The 18,574-nt window shown below is 63.4% G+C and carries 13 protein-coding genes and 1 other RNA gene; 12 read left to right on the top strand and 2 right to left on the bottom strand.

Annotated elements, in window-relative coordinates; translation table 11 throughout:
• Positions 1-273: 273 nt before the first annotated feature.
• Positions 274-1,407, bottom strand: a complete 1,134-nt coding sequence (locus ACA097_RS02790; RefSeq protein ID WP_043251315.1) for an alkane 1-monooxygenase — start codon at positions 1,405-1,407, stop codon at positions 274-276.
• Between the two features lie 176 nt (positions 1,408-1,583).
• On the opposite strand from ACA097_RS02790, the gene ACA097_RS02785 reads away from it, so the two are divergent.
• The 7 genes from ACA097_RS02785 (at position 1,584) to ffs (ending at position 10,355) form a co-directional block, all read left to right on the top strand.
• Positions 1,584-2,243, top strand: a complete 660-nt coding sequence (locus ACA097_RS02785; protein WP_160286590.1) for a GntR family transcriptional regulator — start codon at positions 1,584-1,586, stop codon at positions 2,241-2,243.
• A 10-nt stretch (positions 2,244-2,253) separates the two neighbouring features.
• The gene (smc, locus tag ACA097_RS02780; RefSeq protein WP_371368379.1) at positions 2,254-5,742 is read left to right on the top strand and encodes a chromosome segregation protein SMC; all 3,489 of its coding nucleotides are present in this window, start codon (positions 2,254-2,256) and stop codon (positions 5,740-5,742) included.
• A gap of 301 nt (positions 5,743-6,043) precedes the next feature.
• Complete coding sequence (gene zipA, locus ACA097_RS02775; RefSeq protein WP_371368377.1) at positions 6,044-6,943, top strand: cell division protein ZipA; 900 nt, start codon at positions 6,044-6,046, stop codon at positions 6,941-6,943.
• A 102-nt stretch (positions 6,944-7,045) separates the two neighbouring features.
• Positions 7,046-9,433: an NAD-dependent DNA ligase LigA gene (gene ligA, locus ACA097_RS02770; RefSeq protein WP_371368375.1), complete on the top strand. Its 2,388-nt coding sequence runs from the start codon at positions 7,046-7,048 to the stop codon at positions 9,431-9,433.
• A 38-nt stretch (positions 9,434-9,471) separates the two neighbouring features.
• Positions 9,472-9,750, top strand: coding sequence for an HU family DNA-binding protein (locus tag ACA097_RS02765; protein WP_160286593.1), 279 nt, complete (start codon positions 9,472-9,474; stop codon positions 9,748-9,750).
• Between the two features lie 12 nt (positions 9,751-9,762).
• Positions 9,763-10,140, top strand: coding sequence for a hypothetical protein (locus tag ACA097_RS02760; protein WP_371368373.1), 378 nt, complete (start codon positions 9,763-9,765; stop codon positions 10,138-10,140).
• Positions 10,141-10,258: 118 nt separating this feature from the next.
• An RNA gene (gene ffs / locus ACA097_RS02755) (signal recognition particle sRNA small type) lies at positions 10,259-10,355 on the top strand.
• 225 nt (positions 10,356-10,580) lie between these two features.
• Here ffs and gltA read toward each other — a convergent pair.
• Positions 10,581-11,867, bottom strand: coding sequence for a citrate synthase (gene gltA, locus ACA097_RS02750; RefSeq protein ID WP_043251331.1), 1,287 nt, complete (start codon positions 11,865-11,867; stop codon positions 10,581-10,583).
• A gap of 355 nt (positions 11,868-12,222) precedes the next feature.
• Here gltA and sdhC point away from each other — a divergent pair, with 355 nt between their 5' ends.
• The 5 genes from sdhC to ACA097_RS02725 all read left to right on the top strand — a co-directional run bounded on the left by sdhC (position 12,223) and on the right by ACA097_RS02725 (position 18,550).
• A complete protein-coding gene (gene sdhC / locus ACA097_RS02745) occupies positions 12,223-12,609 on the top strand; it encodes a succinate dehydrogenase, cytochrome b556 subunit (RefSeq protein ID WP_197539248.1) in 387 nt (128 codons plus the stop codon).
• A complete protein-coding gene (gene sdhD / locus ACA097_RS02740; RefSeq protein ID WP_043251334.1) occupies positions 12,603-12,971 on the top strand; it encodes a succinate dehydrogenase, hydrophobic membrane anchor protein in 369 nt (122 codons plus the stop codon). Before sdhC ends, sdhD begins: the two co-directional genes overlap by 7 nt.
• Before the next feature lie 3 nt (positions 12,972-12,974).
• Positions 12,975-14,750, top strand: a complete 1,776-nt coding sequence (sdhA, locus tag ACA097_RS02735; protein WP_371368370.1) for a succinate dehydrogenase flavoprotein subunit — start codon at positions 12,975-12,977, stop codon at positions 14,748-14,750.
• Between the two features lie 11 nt (positions 14,751-14,761).
• The gene (locus ACA097_RS02730) at positions 14,762-15,469 is read left to right on the top strand and encodes a succinate dehydrogenase iron-sulfur subunit (protein ID WP_043251336.1); all 708 of its coding nucleotides are present in this window, start codon (positions 14,762-14,764) and stop codon (positions 15,467-15,469) included.
• 249 nt (positions 15,470-15,718) lie between these two features.
• A complete protein-coding gene (locus ACA097_RS02725) occupies positions 15,719-18,550 on the top strand; it encodes a 2-oxoglutarate dehydrogenase E1 component (RefSeq protein WP_371368368.1) in 2,832 nt (943 codons plus the stop codon).
• The last annotated feature ends 24 nt before the right edge of the window (positions 18,551-18,574 follow it).

The raw sequence follows: 18,574 nt of genomic DNA, 5'->3' as shown, positions 1-18,574 counted from the left end.
AGCGGATCTTATGCGCGAAAATCCACTCGCCATGCCTACATGCGCGCCATTGGCGCGCATCGCGGGCAAGGTCTGCTCCTACGCTGTTTTCTGGGTCCCCGCGTTCGCGGGGAAGACGCAAGAGAAGACGAATCTTGATCCCGTCACTCCCGCGAACGCGGGAGCCCAAAATACAGTTGCTCCTAAAAGGGGATTCGAGTGAAGCGGGGGCACAAAAAAAGACGGCAGCCGGGGGTATGTCGGCTGCCGTAAAGGCGTGGAGCGTGGAAGGGGTCAGGCGCGCTGGGTGTCGCTGAGCTGGTATTCCTCGCCGGCGTAGTAGGCCCGCACGCGGGGATTCATAACGGCTCGCCAGAGTGGCGGGAACAGCGCCAGGACGATCATCCCGGCATAGCCGTTGGGCAGTTGCGGGCTGGCGTCGTAGTGGCGCAGCACCTGGTAGCGGCGCTTGGCGTAGGCGTGGTGGTCGGAATGCCGCTGCAGGTGGAAGAGGAACAAGTTGGTCAGCAGGAAGTTGCTGTTCCAGCTGTGCTCGTGGGTAGTGCGTTCGTAGCGCCCGTCGTCCAGGCGCCGGCGGTGCAGGCCGTAGTGTTCGACGTAGTTGACGATTTCCAGCAGGGTGAAGGCCATCGCTGACTGGCCGAGGAAGTACACCGCGCCGATCCAGCCGAAGGCGACGCTGAACCCGACCAGGAAGAGCGCGCTGATGACGTACCACCAGATCAGCTCGTTGCGCCAATGCAGCGCCGGCAGGCCCTTGCGTTTCAGGCGTTGGGCCTCCAGGCGCCAGGCGTTGAGGAAGTTGTGCTTGTAGGCGTGGGGAAGGAAGGCGTACAGGCTCTGGTCGTAGCGCGAGGAGGAGGCGTCGTCGGGGGTGGAGACGTTCACGTGGTGGCCACGGACGTGCTCGACCTTGAACCCGGCATAGCACACCGCCGCCAGCAGCAGTCCGCCGGCCATCTGCTCCAGTTGCGGGTCCTTGTGGATCAGCTCGTGGGACACGGTGATGCCGATGGCGCCCATCACGGTGCCCACCGAAAGAATCCAGCCGAGCTTGCCGACCCAGTTCCACGCCTCGTAATGGGCGAGCACCCAGCCGCCGTAGACGAGCATGCCCAGCAGCAGCGGCACGGTCAGCAGGCTGAGGAAACGGTAGTACCCCTCGCGCTCCAGCACCGGCACCTCGGTGGTCTCGTCGGGGTTGGCCGGGTCGCGGCCGACGATGGCATCGAGAATCGGGATCACCAGGAACACCACGCTGATGACGAACCAGCCCCAGGCGTTGGGATGGTCGCTGCCGTACGACCACCAGTAGCTCACGGGGATGCCGAACACCGGCACCAGCCAGATCCAGTAGCCGGCCTTCTTCAGGCTCAGCATCCAGGCAGGGGGAAGGAAGGCGAACATGGCGCAACTCTCTATTTGTAGGATTGTCGGACAATCCTGCGCCGATATGGCCTAGGACACGCACCAACCTTCGTACAGTCCTTCCCCTTGACCGGAGCCAAGACGGGTAACACCCTGTGTTACACTTCGGCGCCCCCGAGCCCCTCCCGATCAGCCCCGCAGCGATAAGGACAACCATGACGTTCAAGGCCCCGGACAGCCTGGCTGAACAGATTGCCCACCACCTCGCCGAACGCATCATCCGAGGGGAACTCAAGGAGCGCGAGCGCATCCAGGAGCAGAAGGTCACCCAGTCGCTGAACGTCAGCCGCGGCTCGGTTCGCGAGGCCCTGCTGATCCTCGAGCGCCGCCACCTGGTCGTCATCCTGCCGCGCCGCGGCGCGCAAGTTTCCGAACTCTCCGCAAGCCACGTGGAAAGCCTCTACGCGCTGGTCATGGAGCTGTACATCCTGCTCGCCGTGGCGGTGGCCAAGCGCTGGCGTGAACAGGCCGACCTGCAGCCTTTCCTGGCAATCCAGCAGCGTCTGCAGAGCGACCTGCAGCGCGGCGACATCAACGCTTTCGTCGAGTCTAGCTTCGCCATCATGCGCGCTGCCTATCCGTTCGCCGCCAATCCTTATCTCGAGGAAACGCTGGAGAACCTGCTGCCGGCGATCAGCCGCACCTACCACCTGGCGCTGGAGCGGCGCAAAGGCGAAATGAGCCAGTTCATCGTCAGTTTCGCCCGGCTGCTGCAGGCGGTGATCGACCGCGACGAGGAGTCGATCCGCAGCACCCTGCACGAGTACGGCCGCCACAACAGCCAGCTGGTCCTGGCCGCCCTGGCCGAGCGTTGAGGAGCCCGGCATGCGCCTGAAGTGCATCAAGCTGGCCGGCTTCAAGTCCTTCGTCGATCCGACCACCGTCAGCTTTCCGAGCAACATGGCCGCCGTGGTCGGCCCCAACGGCTGCGGCAAGTCGAACATCATCGACGCCGTTCGCTGGGTAATGGGCGAGAGTTCGGCGAAGAACCTCCGTGGCGAGTCGATGACCGATGTCATCTTCAACGGCTCCAACACGCGCAAGCCGGTGACCCAGGCGTCCATCGAGCTGATCTTCGACAACTCGGACAACACCCTGGTCGGCGAATACGCCGCCTATGCCGAAATCTCCATCCGCCGCCGAGTCACCCGCGACGGCCAGAACACCTACTTCCTCAACGGCACCAAGTGCCGGCGCCGCGATATCACCGACATCTTCCTCGGCACCGGCCTGGGCCCGCGCAGCTATTCGATCATCGAACAGGGCATGATCTCCAAGCTGATCGAGGCCAAGCCGGAGGACCTGCGCAATTTCATCGAGGAAGCCGCCGGCATCTCCAAGTACAAGGAGCGCCGCCGCGAGACCGAGAATCGCATCCGCCGCACCCAGGAGAACCTGGCGCGCCTGTCCGACCTGCGCGAAGAGCTGGAGCGCCAGCTCGAACGCCTGCACCGCCAGGCCCAGTCGGCGGAGAAGTACCAGGAATACAAGGCCGAGGAGCGCCAGCTCAAGGCCCAGCTCGGCGCCCTGCGCTGGCGTGACCTGAACGAGCAGGTCGGGCAGAAGGAGCGGGTAATCGGCGACCAGGAAGTCGCCTTCGAGGCGCTGGTGGCCGAGCAGCGCAGCGCCGACGCCAGCATCGAACGCCTGCGCGACGGTCACCACGAGCTGTCCGAGCGCTTCAACCAGGTGCAGGGCCGCTTCTACTCGGTCGGCGGCGACATCGCCCGCGTCGAGCAGAGCATCCAGCACGGCCAGCAGCGTCTGCGCCAGTTGCAGGACGACCTGCGCGAAGCCGAGCGCGCGCGCCAGGAAACCGAATCCCACCTGGGCCACGACCGCACCTTGCTGTCGACCCTCGGCGAAGAGCTGGAAATGCTCGCGCCGGAACAGGAAATCAGCGCCGCCGCCGCCGAAGAGGCCGGTGCCGCGCTGGAACAGGCCGAAGCCGGCATGCACGACTGGCAGCAGCGCTGGGATGCCTTCAACCAGCAGAGCGCTGAACCGCGCCGCGAGGCGGAGGTTCAGCAGTCGCGCATCCAGCACCTGGAGCAGAGCCTGGAGCGCCAGGGCGAGCGCGAGCGCCGCCTGGGCGAAGAGCGACAGCAACTGGCCGCCGATCCGGAAGGCGCGGCCATCCTCGAGCTGAGCGAGCAGATGGCGGCAGTCGAGTTGCAGTTGGAAGAGCTGCAGGCCGAGGAGCTGGAGCTGGTCGAGCGTCTTGAGCTGGCGCGTCAGGCCTTGCAGGACGGCAACGTCGCGCAGCATCAGGCGCAGGGCGAACTTCAGCGCCTGAACGGCCGCATCGCCTCTCTCGAAGCGCTGCAGCAGGCGGCCCTCGATCCGGGCGCCGGCACCGCTGACTGGTTGCGCGAGCAAGGGCTGGAGCAGCGCCCGCGTTTGGCCGAAGGGCTGCGCGTGGAGGCAGGCTGGGAGCAGGCAGTGGAGGCGGTGCTTGGCGCCGATCTGCAGGCCGTCCTGCTTGACGATTTCAATGGGCTGTCGTTCGACAGCCTGGAGCAGGGCGAGCTGCGCCTGCTCGACCTGTCGCGTGGCGCTGCCGCGCAGGCCGGGAGCCTGCTGGACAAGGTCAGCAGCGACTTCGACCTGTCGCCCTGGCTGGCCGGCGTGCGCCCGGTCGAAACGCTGGAACAAGCCCTGGCGCAGCGCGCTTCGCTGGCGGCCGGGCAAAGCCTGGTCAGCCGCGATGGCTATTGGGTCGGGCGGCATTTCCTCCGCACTCGCCGCGGCGAATCCGCCGACAGCGGCGTGCTGGCGCGCGGCCAGGAACTGGAAAGCCTGCACGCCGAGCGCGAAGTGCTGGAAGAGCGCCTCGCCGGCCTCGACGAGCAACTCGAGCAGCAACGCCAGGCCCAGCGCCAGGCCGAAGACGGCCGCGAGCAGCTGCGCCGGCGCATCCAGGAAGAGGGGCGCCGCCAGGGTGAACTGAAGGCTTCGCTCTCGGCGCAGCAGGCCAAGGTCGAGCAATTGACCCTGCGTCGCCGCCGTCTCGATGAGGAACTGTCCGAACTGGCCGAACAACGCGCCGTGGAGCAGGAGCAACTGGGCGAGGCTCGCCTGAGTCTGCAGGAAGCCCTTGATGCCATGGCCCAGGACACCGAGCGTCGCGAAGGCCTGCTCGCCGAGCGCGACGCCCAGCGCGAGCGGCTCGACCGCATCCGCCAGGAAGCGCGTCAGCACAAGGACCAGGCCCATCAGTTGGCGGTGCGAGTCGGCTCGCTCAAGGCGCAGCATGAGTCCACCCGCCAGGCCCTTGAGCGCCTGGATGTGCAGGCCGTCCGCCTGGTCGAGCGCTGCGAGCAGCTCAGCCTCAATCTGGAGGAGGGCGCCGCGCCGCTGGAAGAGCTGCGCATGCGCCTGGAAGAACTGCTGGAACGGCGCATGGGCGTCGAGGACGAGCTGAAGACCGCGCGCCTGACCCTGGAAGATGCCGACCGCCAGCTGCGTGACGCCGAGAAGCGCCGCTCCCAGGCCGAGCAGCAGTCACAACTCCTGCGTGGCCAGCTGGAGCAGCAGCGCATGGAGTGGCAGGCCCTGAGCGTGCGGCGCAAGGCGCTGCAGGAGCAGCTCGGCGAGGACGGCTACGACCTGCATACGGTGCTCGGCACCTTGCCCCACGACGCCAGCGAGGCGATCTGGGATGCGCGCCTGAACGAGATCGGCGGGCGTATCCAGCGCCTGGGTGCGATCAACCTCGCGGCAATCGACGAATACCGCCAGCAGTCCGAGCGCAAGCGCTACCTGGACGAGCAGAACGACGACCTGGTCGAGGCCCTGGATACGCTGGAAAACGTCATCCGCAAGATCGACCGCGAGACGCGCAACCGCTTCAAGGAAACTTTCGACCAGATCAATGCTGGCCTTCAGGCGCTGTTCCCCAAGGTGTTCGGCGGCGGTCATGCCTACCTGGAACTTACCGGCGAAGATCTACTCGATACAGGGGTGGCGATCATGGCGCGCCCGCCGGGCAAGAAGAACAGCACCATCCACCTGCTGTCCGGCGGCGAGAAGGCGCTGACCGCGCTAGCCCTGGTATTCGCCATCTTCCAGCTCAACCCGGCGCCGTTCTGCATGCTCGACGAAGTCGACGCGCCGCTGGACGACGCCAACGTCGGCCGTTATGCCCGGCTGGTCAAGGAGATGTCGGAGAAAGTGCAGTTCATCTATATCACCCACAACAAGATCGCCATGGAGATGGCTGACCAGTTGATGGGCGTTACCATGCACGAACCCGGTTGTTCGCGCCTGGTGGCGGTGGATGTGGAAGAGGCGGTGGCACTGGCGGAGGCATGAGTGAAGTGCACGCCGGACAAATTCCGTACAGTCCTTCGCAGGCGTTTCGCAAAAACTTGCGCTATCTCCGCGATTGTTATGTAAGTGATTGATTCGTTTGGGGGAGGCTGGGCAGGGAAGGGTGCGGAGTTGCGCACAAATATCCCGCCGCGAGCGCCACCGAGACGGTGTAAAAGTTGTGTCGGGCATGCTAGCTTAATGCCCACTTTTGTTAAGCGTGGGCATACAACTAAGGCACCACGTTCTCAGGGATAGGACATCCTTTTTTCATCAGACTTTTTATCAGGGGCACTGGGAATAGATGGATATCGGTCTGCGCGAATGGCTGATCGTCATTGGGCTTATCGTCATCGCCGGCATTCTGTTCGACGGCTGGCGACGCATGCGGGGCGGCAAGGGCAAGCTGAAGTTCAAGCTTGACCGCCATTTCGCCAATCAGCTGGACGACGAAGACGACAGCAGCCCCGAATTGCTCGGGCCCTCACGCGTGGTCGACCACCAGGAGCCGTCGCTGGACGAGCACGACCTGCCCAAGGTTGCCGCCAAGGAATCGCGCGGCAAGCGCCGCAACGAGCCGCGCCAGGGCGACCTGGCCCTCGACGATCCGGCGCCGAACCTGCTCGGCCCGCTGGATGAGGAAGTCCTGGACGATCCCCTGGCCGACGACGTCCCGGTAGCCAAGGAAAAGCCCAAGGCCAAGGATCGCAAGAAAGACAAGGAGAAGGACGCCGAGCGTTCGGCTCCTGCGGCGGATGCCGCGCCTGCTCCGGTCGAGGAAGTGCTGATCATCAACGTGATCTGTCGCGACGAAGGCGGCTTCAAGGGGCCGGCGCTGCTGCAGAACATCCTCGAGAGCGGCCTGCGCTTCGGCGAGATGGACATCTTCCACCGCCACGAGAGCATGGCGGGTAACGGCGAAGTGCTGTTCTCCATGGCCAACGCGGTCAAGCCGGGCACCTTCGATCTCGACAACATCGACCAGTTCAGCACCCGCGCCGTGAGCTTCTTCCTCGGCCTGCCGGGTCCGCGCCATCCGAAGCAAGCCTTCGATGTGATGGTCGCGGCAGCCCGCAAGTTGGCCCAGGAGCTCAATGGCGAGCTGAAGGATGAGCAGCGCAGTGTGATGACCGCGCAGACCATCGAGCACTACCGTCAACGCATCAGCGAGTTCGAGCGCCGCGCGCTGACCCAGAAACGCTGATCCGGCGATAAACGACAAGCCCCGAGTTGCAAGCCCTAGCGCTTGGCTTGGGGCTTTGCTTTTCTTGTCCTGCCGCTTGAAGTTTGCCGCCTGAGGCCTCCCATGACCGACACCCAGACTGCCGCCCAGCGCATCGCCCAGCTTCGCAGCGAACTGGATGCGCACAACCACCGTTACTACGTCCTCGACGAGCCGAGCGTGCCGGACGCCGAGTACGACCGCCTGTTCCGCGAACTCCAGGCCCTGGAGGCCGAGCATCCGGAACTGGTGAGCATCGACTCGCCGACCCAGCGCGTCGGCGGCGCTGCCGCTTCGGCTTTCGGCGAAGTCCGCCATGAAGTGCCCATGCTCAGCCTGGGCAACGCCTTCCTGGAGCAGGACCTGCTGGACTTCGACCGTCGCGTGCGCGAAGGCCTGGCCGACCTGCTGCCGGCCGGCGACCTGTTCGGTGGTGGCGCCGAGGTCGAGTACAGCTGCGAGCCCAAGCTGGACGGCCTGGCGGTCAGCCTGCTGTACGAGAATGGCCAGTTGGTTCGCGGCGCCACGCGCGGCGACGGCACCACTGGCGAAGACATCAGTGCCAACGTGCGAACCGTGCGCAACATTCCGCTGCGCCTGCAGGGCGAGGGCTGGCCGGCCGTGCTGGAAGTGCGCGGTGAAGTGTTCATGTCCAAGGCCGGTTTCGAGGCGCTCAACCAGCGGCAGGCCGAGGCGGGCGCCAAGACCTTCGCCAACCCGCGCAATGCCGCAGCGGGCAGCCTGCGCCAACTCGATCCGAAAATCACCGCAAGCCGCCCGCTCGAGCTGTGCGCCTACGGCTTCGGCCGGGTCGAGGGCGGCAGTCTCCCGGATACCCAGGTCGGCATCCTCGAGGCGTTCAAGTCCTGGGGTGTTCCGGTTAGTCGCGAGCTCAAGCGCGTGCAGGGCGTCGGCGGTTGCCAGGCTTACTACGCGGATATCGGCGCGCGTCGCGACAGTCTCGCTTACGAGATCGATGGCGTGGTCTTCAAGGTCAATCGCATCGACTTCCAGCGCGAGCTGGGCTTCCGTGCCCGCGAGCCGCGCTGGGCGGTGGCTCACAAGTTCCCGGCGCGCGAAGAGCTTACCGAGTTGCTGGACGTGGAGTTCCAGGTCGGTCGTACCGGTGCCGTCACGCCGGTGGCGCGCCTGAAGCCGGTCCAGGTGGCGGGCGTGACCGTGTCCAACGCCACCTTGCACAACATGGACGAAGTTGCGCGCCTGGGCCTGATGATTGGCGATACCGTGATCATCCGCCGCGCTGGTGATGTCATCCCGCAGGTCATGCAGGTGGTCACCGAGCGCCGCCCGGCCGATGCGCGCCCGGTTCATGTGCCCGAGCATTGCCCGGTGTGCGGCTCGCTGGTCGAGCGCACTCAGTTGGTCAAGCGCGCCAAGGGGCGCGAGTCGGTCAGCGAGGGCGCCATCTACCGCTGCGTCGGCCGCCTGTTCTGCCAGGCGCAGCTCAAGCAGTCGATCATCCACTTCGTCTCGCGCCGCGCCATGGACATCGACGGCCTCGGCGACAAGATCGTCGAGCAATTGGTCGACAAGGGCCTGGTCAAGTCGCCGGCCGATCTCTACCGCCTGCGCTACGAGCAGGTCATAGAGCTGGAAGGTTTTGCAGAACTGTCCACCCAGAACCTGCTGAATGCCATTGCTGACAGTCGCAAGCCGAGCCTGGCGCGCTTCATCTACGCGCTCGGCATTCCCGATGTGGGCGAGGAGACTGCCAAGCTGCTGGCGCGTGCCCTGGGCTCGCTGCAGCGAATCCAGAAAGCACTGCCGGAAGTGCTCACCTACCTGCCGGAAGTCGGTGGCGAAGTGGCTTACGAGATCCACAACTTCTTTGCCGATGAACACAACCGCAAGGTGATTGCCGAGCTGCTCGATGCCGAGCATGGCGTGCATCTGCAGGAGGAGGGCGAGGTCGCTGCGGAGTTCGCTGCATGCGCCACGCTGCCGGGTTTCATCGACAAGCTGAACATTCCCTTCATCGCTGCGACGGGTGCGGAGAAGCTGGCCAGCCGTTTCGGCTCGCTCGAAGGCATCATCCACGCCGATTGGCTCGATCTGCGCCAGGTCGATCGTCTGCCCGAACGTGCAGCCAAGAGCCTGCGCGAGTTCTTCGATGCCGCCGGCAATGCCGAGCGCGCGCTGGCGATCGAGGCGCAGTTGCGTGAATTCGGCATGCACTGGGCGAGCGAGAAGAAAGTCGCCGAAGGCCTGCCGCTCGCTGGCCAGACCTGGGTGCTTACCGGCACCCTGGAGGCCATGAGCCGCGACGTCGCCAAGGAGCATCTGGAGAGCCTCGGCGCCAAGGTGGCGGGTTCGGTCTCGGCGAAGACCCATTGCGTGGTAGCGGGCCCCGGTGCCGGTTCGAAACTGACCAAGGCCCAGGAACTCAACGTGCCGGTAATGGACGAAGAAGGGCTGCTCAAGCTGCTTGCCGGATACGGCATCGGCGCCTGAAACGAATCAAAGACTGAAAGACCCTCTGGAGAAAGAACATGGCAATGACCAAGGAACAACTGGTGCGCGATATCGCCGACTCGCTCGACCTGACCCAGGCCTCGGTGCGTGGTGTCTTCGAGCAACTGGCGGGTATCGTCCAGGACGCCCTGGAGAACGACGGCGAGCTGACCCTGCCGGGCATTGGCAAGCTCAAGGTCAGCGAGCGCGCAGCGCGCACCGGGCGCAACCCGCAGACCGGCAAGAGCATCGAGATCGCGGCGAAGAAGGTGGTGCGTTTCGTCCCGGCCAAGGCCCTGGCCGACAGCCTCAACTGATTGGGGGCGGCTATGGACAAGGCAATGAAGCAGCGGATATCGGGGCTGATCGCCCTGGTCCTGCTGTTCGCCCTGTACGTGGCCTGGACCCAGCGTCCGCAGGTCCTGCTGCACTACGACGCCAATGGCTCCGGGCCGGTGAGCTACAGCTTCAAGGAAAACGGCCAGGAGACCCTGGCTGGCGAGATCCAGCCAGGTGGCGTGCTGAGCTTCCCGCTGCGCCTGTGGCGCAGTGGCGGCTACATGGTGTCCTTCACCTTCCATCGCGGCGAGGAGAAGTACGCCAGCTTCAGCACCCGCCCGGGCTACGAGAAGAGCGACCTGTACCTGGGTCCCGGTCTCGAGGTCTCCACGCAGCCGACTCCCGCCGCAGCTGTCCAGGCGCGCTGAGGAAGTGCGACGCCAGCCGCTGAGAAATCGAGCTAAGTGCTTGAAGTGCTTGTAACTTGCGCTCAAGCCGTTACAATGTCGCGGCCCGCTGACCTGGCGGGCTTCGTTATGGTGGCCCTGTCGGTCCCCCCGCAACGATTACCCGTTAACCTGGTCAGGTCCGGAAGGAAGCAGCCATAGCGGGAACGTCGTGTGCCGGGGTGTGGCTGACAGGGCCGCCTCCATTTCTGCCTCCCGAAAATCTCAATTCCCATCTGCGCGCAACATCTGGCGGTGCGCGGTGATTTCCTGTGCGTGCTATCTGGCTGGCGATTCGATCGAGTGAGTGCTCGATTGTCTCGTGCGGGTGCGGTTGTGCGTGCGGAATTTGAGGATCGGTGGGGAAGGGCGGGCAACAAAAAAGGCTGCCGAAGCAACCTTTTTCGTTATCGAGGCGGGACTTACTTGCGAGCGCCGAGCTCGATGAAGTCGCGCTGCTCGTAGCCGGTGTACAGCTGGCGCGGACGGCCAATCTTGTACGGGCCGGAGAGCATCTCCTGCCAGTGCGAGATCCAGCCCACCGTGCGTGCCAGGGCGAAGATCACGGTGAACATGCTGGTCGGGATGCCGATGGCCTTCAGGATGATGCCCGAGTAGAAGTCCACGTTCGGGTACAGGTTGCGTTCCTTGAAGTACGGATCCTGGCGTGCCAGTTCTTCCAGCTTCATGGCCAGTTCCAGTTGCGGGTCGTTGATGCCTAGCTCGCTCAGCACTTCGTCGCAGGTCTGTTTCATGACCTTGGCGCGCGGGTCGAAGTTCTTGTAAACGCGGTGGCCGAAGCCCATCAGTTTGAACGGATCGTTCTTGTCCTTGGCCTTGGCCACGAACTTGTCGATGTTCGAAACGTCACCGATCTCGTCCAGCATGCGCAGTACGGCTTCGTTCGCACCGCCGTGGGCCGGGCCCCAGAGGGCGGCGATGCCGGCGGCGATACAGGCGAACGGGTTGGCGCCCGAGGAGCCTGCCAGGCGTACGGTGGAGGTCGAGGCGTTCTGCTCGTGATCGGCGTGCAGGACGAAGATGCGGTCCATGGCCTTGGCCAGCACGGGGCTGATCGGCTTGGTCTCGCAGGGGGTGTTGAACATCATGTGCAGGAAGTTTTCTGCATAATTCAGGTCATTGCGCGGATACATCATCGGCTGGCCCATGGAGTACTTGTAAACCATGGCGGCGATGGTCGGCATCTTGGCGATCAGGCGCATGGCCGAGATCTCGCGATGACGCGGATTATTGATGTCCAGGGAGTCGTGGTAGAAGGCCGACAGCGCACCGACTACGCCGCACATCACGGCCATCGGGTGGGCGTCGCGGCGGAAGCCGTTGAAGAAGCTCTTCAACTGCTCATGAACCATGGTGTGGTTCTTGATGGTGCTGACGAACTGCTCTTTCTCTGCGGCGGTAGGCAGTTCGCCTTTGAGCAGCAGGAAGCAGGTTTCCAGGTAGTCGGACTTTTCGGCCAGCTGTTCGATGGGGTAGCCGCGGTGCAGCAGGATGCCCTTGTCGCCGTCGATGTAGGTGATCTTCGACTCGCACGAGGCGGTGGACATGAAGCCCGGATCGAAGGTGTAGCTGCCTGTGGAGGTGAGGCCCCGCACGTCGACGACATCTGGGCCCAGCGTGCCGGAGAGGACAGGCAGTTCGACGGGGGCAGCGCCCTCGATGATCAACTGCGCTTTTTTGTCAGCCATTATGGCCTCCTATTAATGCTTGAAATCATCTGTACGACCCCCCACGCAGGGCCCGCACCACTATAGAGAGATAAATTCGAATGTCAATTTGCGCAAAAGCGCTTCGAACAGGCTCTCCAACTCCCTGTTTTGGCGAAAAAAAACGGCTTGTTTACGCCTTTTTGGGGGGTGCGGCAATAAGTCCTTAGGCGAAGGGGTTTCCGTTGTCATTAGGGGCCTAACTGTCTATACTCGGCGACCAGCCGCCAAAGGCCTCCGAGCCTGCGCTACAGGCGGTTGTCACTCCCGAAGGTGATGGGTACCTGACAAGTGCACCTCCCGACAACTAGCCCTGCTATTTCGAAGGGCTCTCAGTGTGAAAAAAGCCGTGAATAGCCAACGACCTGTAAACCTAGACCTTAGGACCATCAAACTCCCTGTCACCGCTTACACGTCCATTCTCCACCGCATCTCTGGCGTCATTCTTTTCCTGGGTATTGCCGTGCTGCTGTTTGCGCTCGACAAATCCCTGGCATCGGCTGACAGCTTCGAGCAGGTGAAGGCGTGTCTGACCAGTCCGCTGGCCAAGTTCGTGATCTGGGGCCTGCTGTCTGCGCTGCTGTACCACCTGGTAGCCGGTGTACGTCACCTCGTCATGGACGCAGGTATCGGCGAAACACTGGAAGGCGGTAAGCGCGGTTCGAAAATTGTCATCGCTGTCGCAGTGGTGCTGATTGTTCTGGCGGGGGTCTGGGTATGGTAACTAACGTCACTAACTTCTCGCGTTCTGGCCTCTACGACTGGATGGCCCAACGCGTTTCCGCGGTCGTTCTCGCGGCTTACGTGCTCTTCCTGCTGGGTTACCTGGTTACCCACCCGAACATCTCCTACGAGGAGTGGCATGGTCTGTTCTCCCACAGCCTGATGAAGATCTTCAGTCTTCTCACGCTGGTTGCCCTGAGCGTTCACGCCTGGGTCGGCATGTGGACCATCACCACCGACTACCTGACTCCGATGGCCCTCGGCAAAGCCGCGACCGTCGTGCGTTTCCTCGTCCAGGCAGCATGCGGCATGGCCATGTTCGCATTCTTCGTCTGGGGTGTGCAGATTCTCTGGGGTAACTGATCCATGGCAAGCAATCGTACTCTCTCCTTCGACGCCATTATCGTTGGTGGTGGCGGCGCCGGCATGCGCGCTGCGCTGCAATTGGCCCAGGGTGGTCACAAGACTGCCGTGGTAACCAAGGTCTTCCCGACTCGTTCGCACACTGTGTCCGCCCAGGGCGGCATCACCTGTGCCATCGCCTCGGCCGACCCGAACGACGATTGGCGCTGGCACATGTACGACACCGTCAAGGGCTCCGACTACATCGGTGACCAGGACGCCATCGAATACATGTGCTCCGTTGGCCCGGAAGCCGTGTTCGAGCTGGAACACATGGGGCTGCCGTTCTCCCGTACCGAGCAAGGCCGCATCTATCAGCGTCCGTTCGGTGGCCAGTCCAAAGGCCCGGACAATCCGTCCGTTCAGGCTGCTCGTACCTGCGCTGCTGCCGACCGTACCGGTCACGCGCTGCTGCACACCCTGTACCAGGCCAACCTGAAAGCCGGCTCCTCGTTCCTTAATGAGTGGTACGCCGTCGACCTGGTGAAGAACCAGGACGGTCACGTGGTTGGCATCATCGCCATCTGCATCGAGACCGGCGAAACCGTTTACATCCGCTCCAAAGCCGTGGTCCTGGCCACTGGCGGTGCTGGCCGTATCTACGCCTCCACCACCAACGCCCTGATCAACACCGGCGACGGCGTGGGCATGGCTCTGCGCGCTGGTGTGCCGGTGCAGGACATCGAAATGTGGCAGTTCCACCCGACCGGCATCGCCGGCGCTGGTGTACTGGTCACCGAAGGCTGCCGCGGCGAAGGTGGTTACCTGATCAACGCCCACGGCGAGCGCTTCATGGAGCGTTACGCTCCGAACGCCAAGGACCTGGCCGGCCGCGACGTAGTTGCCCGCTCCATGGTCAAGGAAGTCATCGCCGGCAACGGCGTGGGCCCGAACAAGGACCACGTACTGCTGAAGCTCGACCACTTGGGTGAAGAGGTTCTGCACAGCCGCCTGCCTGGCATTTGCGAACTGTCCAAGACCTTCGCTCACGTCGACCCGGTCGTTGCTCCGATCCCGGTTATCCCGACCTGCCACTACATGATGGGCGGCGTTGCCACCAACATTCATGGCCAGGCTCTGACCATGGACGCCAACGGTAACGACCAGATTGTCGAAGGTCTGTTCGCAGTCGGCGAAGTAGCCTGCGTATCGGTACATGGTGCCAACCGTCTGGGCGGCAACTCGCTGCTGGACCTGGTGGTCTTCGGCCGTGCGACCGGTCTGCACCTGGAAAAGGCCCTGAAAGAGGGCATCGAGCACCGTGGCGCCTCCGAGAGCGACCTGGAAGCTTCGTACAAGCGCCTGAACGGCGTGAACGAGCGCACCAGCGGCGAAGAAGTCGCCCCGCTCAAGCGCGAGCTGCAGCAGTGCATGCAGAACTACTTCGGTGTATTCCGTACCGGCGAATACATGCAGAAGGGCATCACTCAACTGGCTGATCTGCGCGAGCGCATTGCGAACGTCAAGATCAACGACAAGAGCCAGTCTTTCAACACCGCGCGCATCGAAGCGCTGGAACTGCAGAACCTCCTCGAAGTGGCCGAAGCCACTGCCATTGCGGCCGAAGCCCGCAAAGAGTCCCGCGGCGCGCATGCCCGTGAAGACTTCGAGGAGCGCGATGACGAGAACTGGCTGTGCCACACCCTGTACTTCCCGGGTGAGAAGCGCGTAGCCAAGCGAGCCGTCAACTTCGCGCCGAAGACTGTTCCGGCATTCGAACCCAAGGTTCGTACTTACTAAGGGTGCCCGTCATGTTGAAAGTAAGTGTTTATCGCTACAACCCCGAGAAGGACGCTGCACCTTTCATGCAGGACTTCGAGGTCGATACCCACGGCAAGGACGTGATGGTCCTGGACGTGCTGGCGCTGATCAAGGAGCAGGACGAAGGCTTCTCCTATCGTCGCTCCTGCCGTGAAGGCGTGTGCGGTTCCGACGGCATGAACATCAACGGCAAGAACGGTCTGGCCTGCATCACTCCGCTGTCGGCCGCCGGCCTGAAAGGCGGCAAGCTGGTGCTGCGTCCGCTGCCGGGTCTGCCGGTGATCCGTGACCTCGTCGTGGACATGAGCATCTTCTACAAGCAGTACGAGAAGGTGAAACCCTTCCTGCAGAACGACACGCCGGCTCCGGCCATCGAGCGTCTGCAGTCGCCGGAAGAGCGCGAGAAGCTGGACGGTCTGTACGAGTGCATCCTGTGCGCTTGCTGCTCGACTTCCTGCCCGTCGTTCTGGTGGAACCCCGACAAGTTCCTCGGTCCCGCTGCACTGCTGCAGGCTTATCGTTTCCTCGCCGACAGCCGTGACACCAAGACCCAGGAACGTCTGGCCTCGCTGGACGATCCGTTCAGCGTGTTCCGCTGCCGCGGCATCATGAACTGCGTCAACGTATGCCCGAAAGGCCTGAACCCGACCAAGGCCATCGGTCACGTGCGCAACATGCTGCTGCAAAGCGGTACCTGATCCGTTTCAAGCAATACGCTGTAAAGAGCAATACCCGCCCCGCCGGGACATTTCCGGCGGGGCGGTTGCGACGGACCCCAGCTCACAAAGCAGGGGCTCGATTTTGAAATCGTATATATGACCAGCAGGGGCATCCGGGCTGGTACCCGGACTATCTGCGGGAACCTTGGTGGCTACCAGTCGCTACACGGGGCTGGAAATCCGCATGGCTTCCGTCAGGTGGAGTCCCCTTACCGAGGGTGACCAAGCATGCACGAAAGCGTAATGCAGCGGATGTGGAACAGTGCCCATCTATCCGGTGGAAACGCTGCCTACGTCGAAGAGCTCTACGAGCTCTACCTGCACGACCCGAACGCTGTGCCAGAAGAGTGGCGCACGTACTTCCAGAAGCTCCCCGCCGACGGCAATCCCGCTCCCGACGTCTCGCATTCCGCAATCCGCGATCATTTCGTACTCCTGGCCAACAACCAGCGCCGCGCCCAACCGGTGTCCGCTGGTAGCGTGAGCTCCGAGCACGAGAAGAAGCAGGTCGAAGTCCTGCGCCTGATCCTGGCCTACCGGCTGCGTGGACATCAGGCCGCGAAGCTCGATCCGCTGGGTCTCTGGGTGCGTACCGCTCCCGCCGACCTGTCGCTCGACCACTACGGCCTGACTGCCGCCGACCTCGACACCACCTTCCGCACCGGTGAGCTCTACATCGGCAAGGAAGAGGCGACCCTGCGTGAAATCCTCGACGCCCTTAAGCAGACCTACTGCAGCACCATCGGCGCCGAATTCATGCACATCGTCGATTCCGAGCAGCGTCACTGGTTCGCCCAGCGCCTGGAAAGTGTGCGTGGCCGTCCGGCGTACTCCGCCGAGGCTCGTTCGCACCTGCTCGAGCGTCTGACCGCTGCCGAAGGCCTGGAGAAGTACCTGGGCACGAAGTACCCGGGCACCAAGCGTTTCGGTCTGGAAGGCGGCGAGAGCCTGATCCCGATGGTCGACGAGATCATCCAGCGCTCCGGCTCCTACGGCGTCAAGGAAATCGTCATCGGCATGGCCCACCGTGGCCGTCTGAACGTGCTGGTAAACACCCTCGGCAAGAACCCGCGCGACCTGTTCGACGAGTTCGAGGGCAAGAAACTGGTCGAGCTCGGCTCCGGTGACGTCAAGTACCACCAGGGCTTCTCCTCCAACGTCATGACCAGCGGCGGCGAAGTTCACCTGGCTCTGGCGTTCAACCCCTCGCACCTGGAGATCGTCTCCCCGGTGGTCGAGGGTTCGGTACGCGCCCGCCAGGACCGTCGCAAAGACGGCAATGGCGACAAGGTCGTGCCGATCTCCATCCACGGCGATGCCGCTTTCGCGGGGCAGGGCGTGGTCATGGAGACCTTCCAGATGTCCCAGACCCGTGCCTACAAGACCGGCGGCACCATCCACATCGTGATCAACAACCAGGTCGGCTTCACCACCAGCCGCCAGGACGACGCGCGCTCCACCGAGTACGCGACCGACGTTGCCAAGATGATCCAGGCGCCGATCTTCCACGTGAACGGCGATGATCCGGAAGCTGTGCTGTTCGTTACCCAGCTGGCCATCGATTACCGCATGCAGTTCAAGCGTGACGTGGTTATCGACCTGGTCTGCTACCGCCGTCGCGGCCACAATGAGGCCGACGAGCCGAGCGGCACCCAGCCGCTGATGTACCAGCAGATCGCCAAGCAACGCACCACTCGCGACCTGTATGCCGACGCGCTGATCGCCGCCGGCGTACAGACTGCCGAACAGGCCCAGGAAAAGGTCGACGAATACCGCGACGCCCTGGACAACGGCCTGCACGTGGTGAAGAGCCTGGTCAAGGAGCCGAACAAGGAGCTCTTCGTCGATTGGCGTCCGTACGTCGGCCATGCCTGGACCGCGCGTCACGACACCCGCTTCGACCTGAAGACCCTGCAGGAGCTGTCCAACAAGCTGCTGGAGACTCCGGACGGCTTCGTCATGCAGCGTCAGGTGCAGAAGATCTACGAAGACCGCGCCAAGATGTCGGCCGGCGGCATGCCGATCAACTGGGGCTTCGCCGAGAACCTGGCCTACGCCACCCTGCTGTTCGAAGGCCATCCGGTTCGCATGACCGGTCAGGACGTCGGCCGCGGCACCTTCTCGCATCGCCACGCGGCGCTGCACAACCAGAAGGACGACTCGGTCTACATCCCGCTGGCTCACCTGTTCGACAACCAGCCGCGCGTCAGCCTGTACGACTCCTACCTCTCGGAAGAAGCGGTACTGGCCTTCGAATATGGCTACGCCACCACCATGCCGAACGCGCTGGTGATCTGGGAAGCCCAGTTCGGTGACTTCGCCAACGGTGCGCAAGTGGTCATCGACCAGTTCATCACCAGTGGCGAGACCAAGTGGCAGCGCCTCTGCGGCCTGACCATGCTGCTGCCGCACGGTTACGAAGGCCAGGGTCCGGAGCACTCCTCCGCGCGCCTGGAGCGTTACCTGCAACTGTGCGCTGAGCAGAACATCCAGGTCTGCGTGCCGACCACCCCGGCTCAGGTCTACCACATGCTGCGCCGCCAGGTGATCCGTCCGCTGCGCAAGCCGCTGATCGTGATGACTCCGAAATCGCTGTTGCGTCACAAGCTGGCCATCTCGACCCTGGAAGAACTGGCCAATGGCTCCTTCCAGACCGTGATCGGCGAGATCGACAGCCTCGATCCGAAGAAAGTCGAGCGCATCGTGCTGTGCAGCGGCAAGGTCTACTACGACCTGCTGGAGAAGCGTCGTGCCGAAGGTCGCGAAGACATCGCGATCGTCCGTATCGAGCAGCTCTATCCGTTCCCGGAAGACGACCTGGCCGAAGTTCTTTCGCAGTACAAGAACCTCAAGCACATCGTCTGGTGTCAGGAAGAGCCGATGAACCAAGGTGCCTGGTACTGCTCGCAGCACCACATGCGCCGTGTCATCGCCGCGCACAAGAAAGGCCTCAACCTGGAATACGCCGGCCGCGAAGGCTCGGCAGCTCCGGCTTGCGGCTACGCTTCGATGCACGCCGAGCAGCAGGAAAAACTGCTGCAAGACGCCTTCACTGTTTAACGCCAACGCGCAGTAGATACCGAA

It is taken from the genome of Pseudomonas sp. QL9 (assembly GCF_041409665.1).
In the GTDB taxonomy this organism is placed as follows: Bacteria; Pseudomonadota; Gammaproteobacteria; order Pseudomonadales; family Pseudomonadaceae; genus Pseudomonas; species Pseudomonas knackmussii.
This window is presented reverse-complemented; position numbering and strand designations above follow the sequence as displayed.

What these genes read in the sequence shown, in the direction of transcription:
- zipA (WP_371368377.1), top strand. Translation starts at nt 6,044, where the DNA reads ATGGATATCGGTCTGCGCGAATGGCTGATCGTCATTGGGCTTATCGTC.
- sdhA (WP_371368370.1), top strand. Translation starts at nt 12,975, where the DNA reads ATGGCAAGCAATCGTACTCTCTCCTTCGACGCCATTATCGTTGGTGGT.
- ACA097_RS02725 (WP_371368368.1), top strand. Translation starts at nt 15,719, where the DNA reads ATGCACGAAAGCGTAATGCAGCGGATGTGGAACAGTGCCCATCTATCC.
- ACA097_RS02730 (WP_043251336.1), top strand. Translation starts at nt 14,762, where the DNA reads ATGTTGAAAGTAAGTGTTTATCGCTACAACCCCGAGAAGGACGCTGCA.
- ACA097_RS02790 (WP_043251315.1), bottom strand. Translation starts at nt 1,407, where the DNA reads ATGTTCGCCTTCCTTCCCCCTGCCTGGATGCTGAGCCTGAAGAAGGCC.
- ACA097_RS02765 (WP_160286593.1), top strand. Translation starts at nt 9,472, where the DNA reads ATGGCAATGACCAAGGAACAACTGGTGCGCGATATCGCCGACTCGCTC.
- ACA097_RS02785 (WP_160286590.1), top strand. Translation starts at nt 1,584, where the DNA reads ATGACGTTCAAGGCCCCGGACAGCCTGGCTGAACAGATTGCCCACCAC.
- gltA (WP_043251331.1), bottom strand. Translation starts at nt 11,867, where the DNA reads ATGGCTGACAAAAAAGCGCAGTTGATCATCGAGGGCGCTGCCCCCGTC.
- smc (WP_371368379.1), top strand. Translation starts at nt 2,254, where the DNA reads ATGCGCCTGAAGTGCATCAAGCTGGCCGGCTTCAAGTCCTTCGTCGAT.
- ACA097_RS02760 (WP_371368373.1), top strand. Translation starts at nt 9,763, where the DNA reads ATGGACAAGGCAATGAAGCAGCGGATATCGGGGCTGATCGCCCTGGTC.
- sdhD (WP_043251334.1), top strand. Translation starts at nt 12,603, where the DNA reads ATGGTAACTAACGTCACTAACTTCTCGCGTTCTGGCCTCTACGACTGG.
- ligA (WP_371368375.1), top strand. Translation starts at nt 7,046, where the DNA reads ATGACCGACACCCAGACTGCCGCCCAGCGCATCGCCCAGCTTCGCAGC.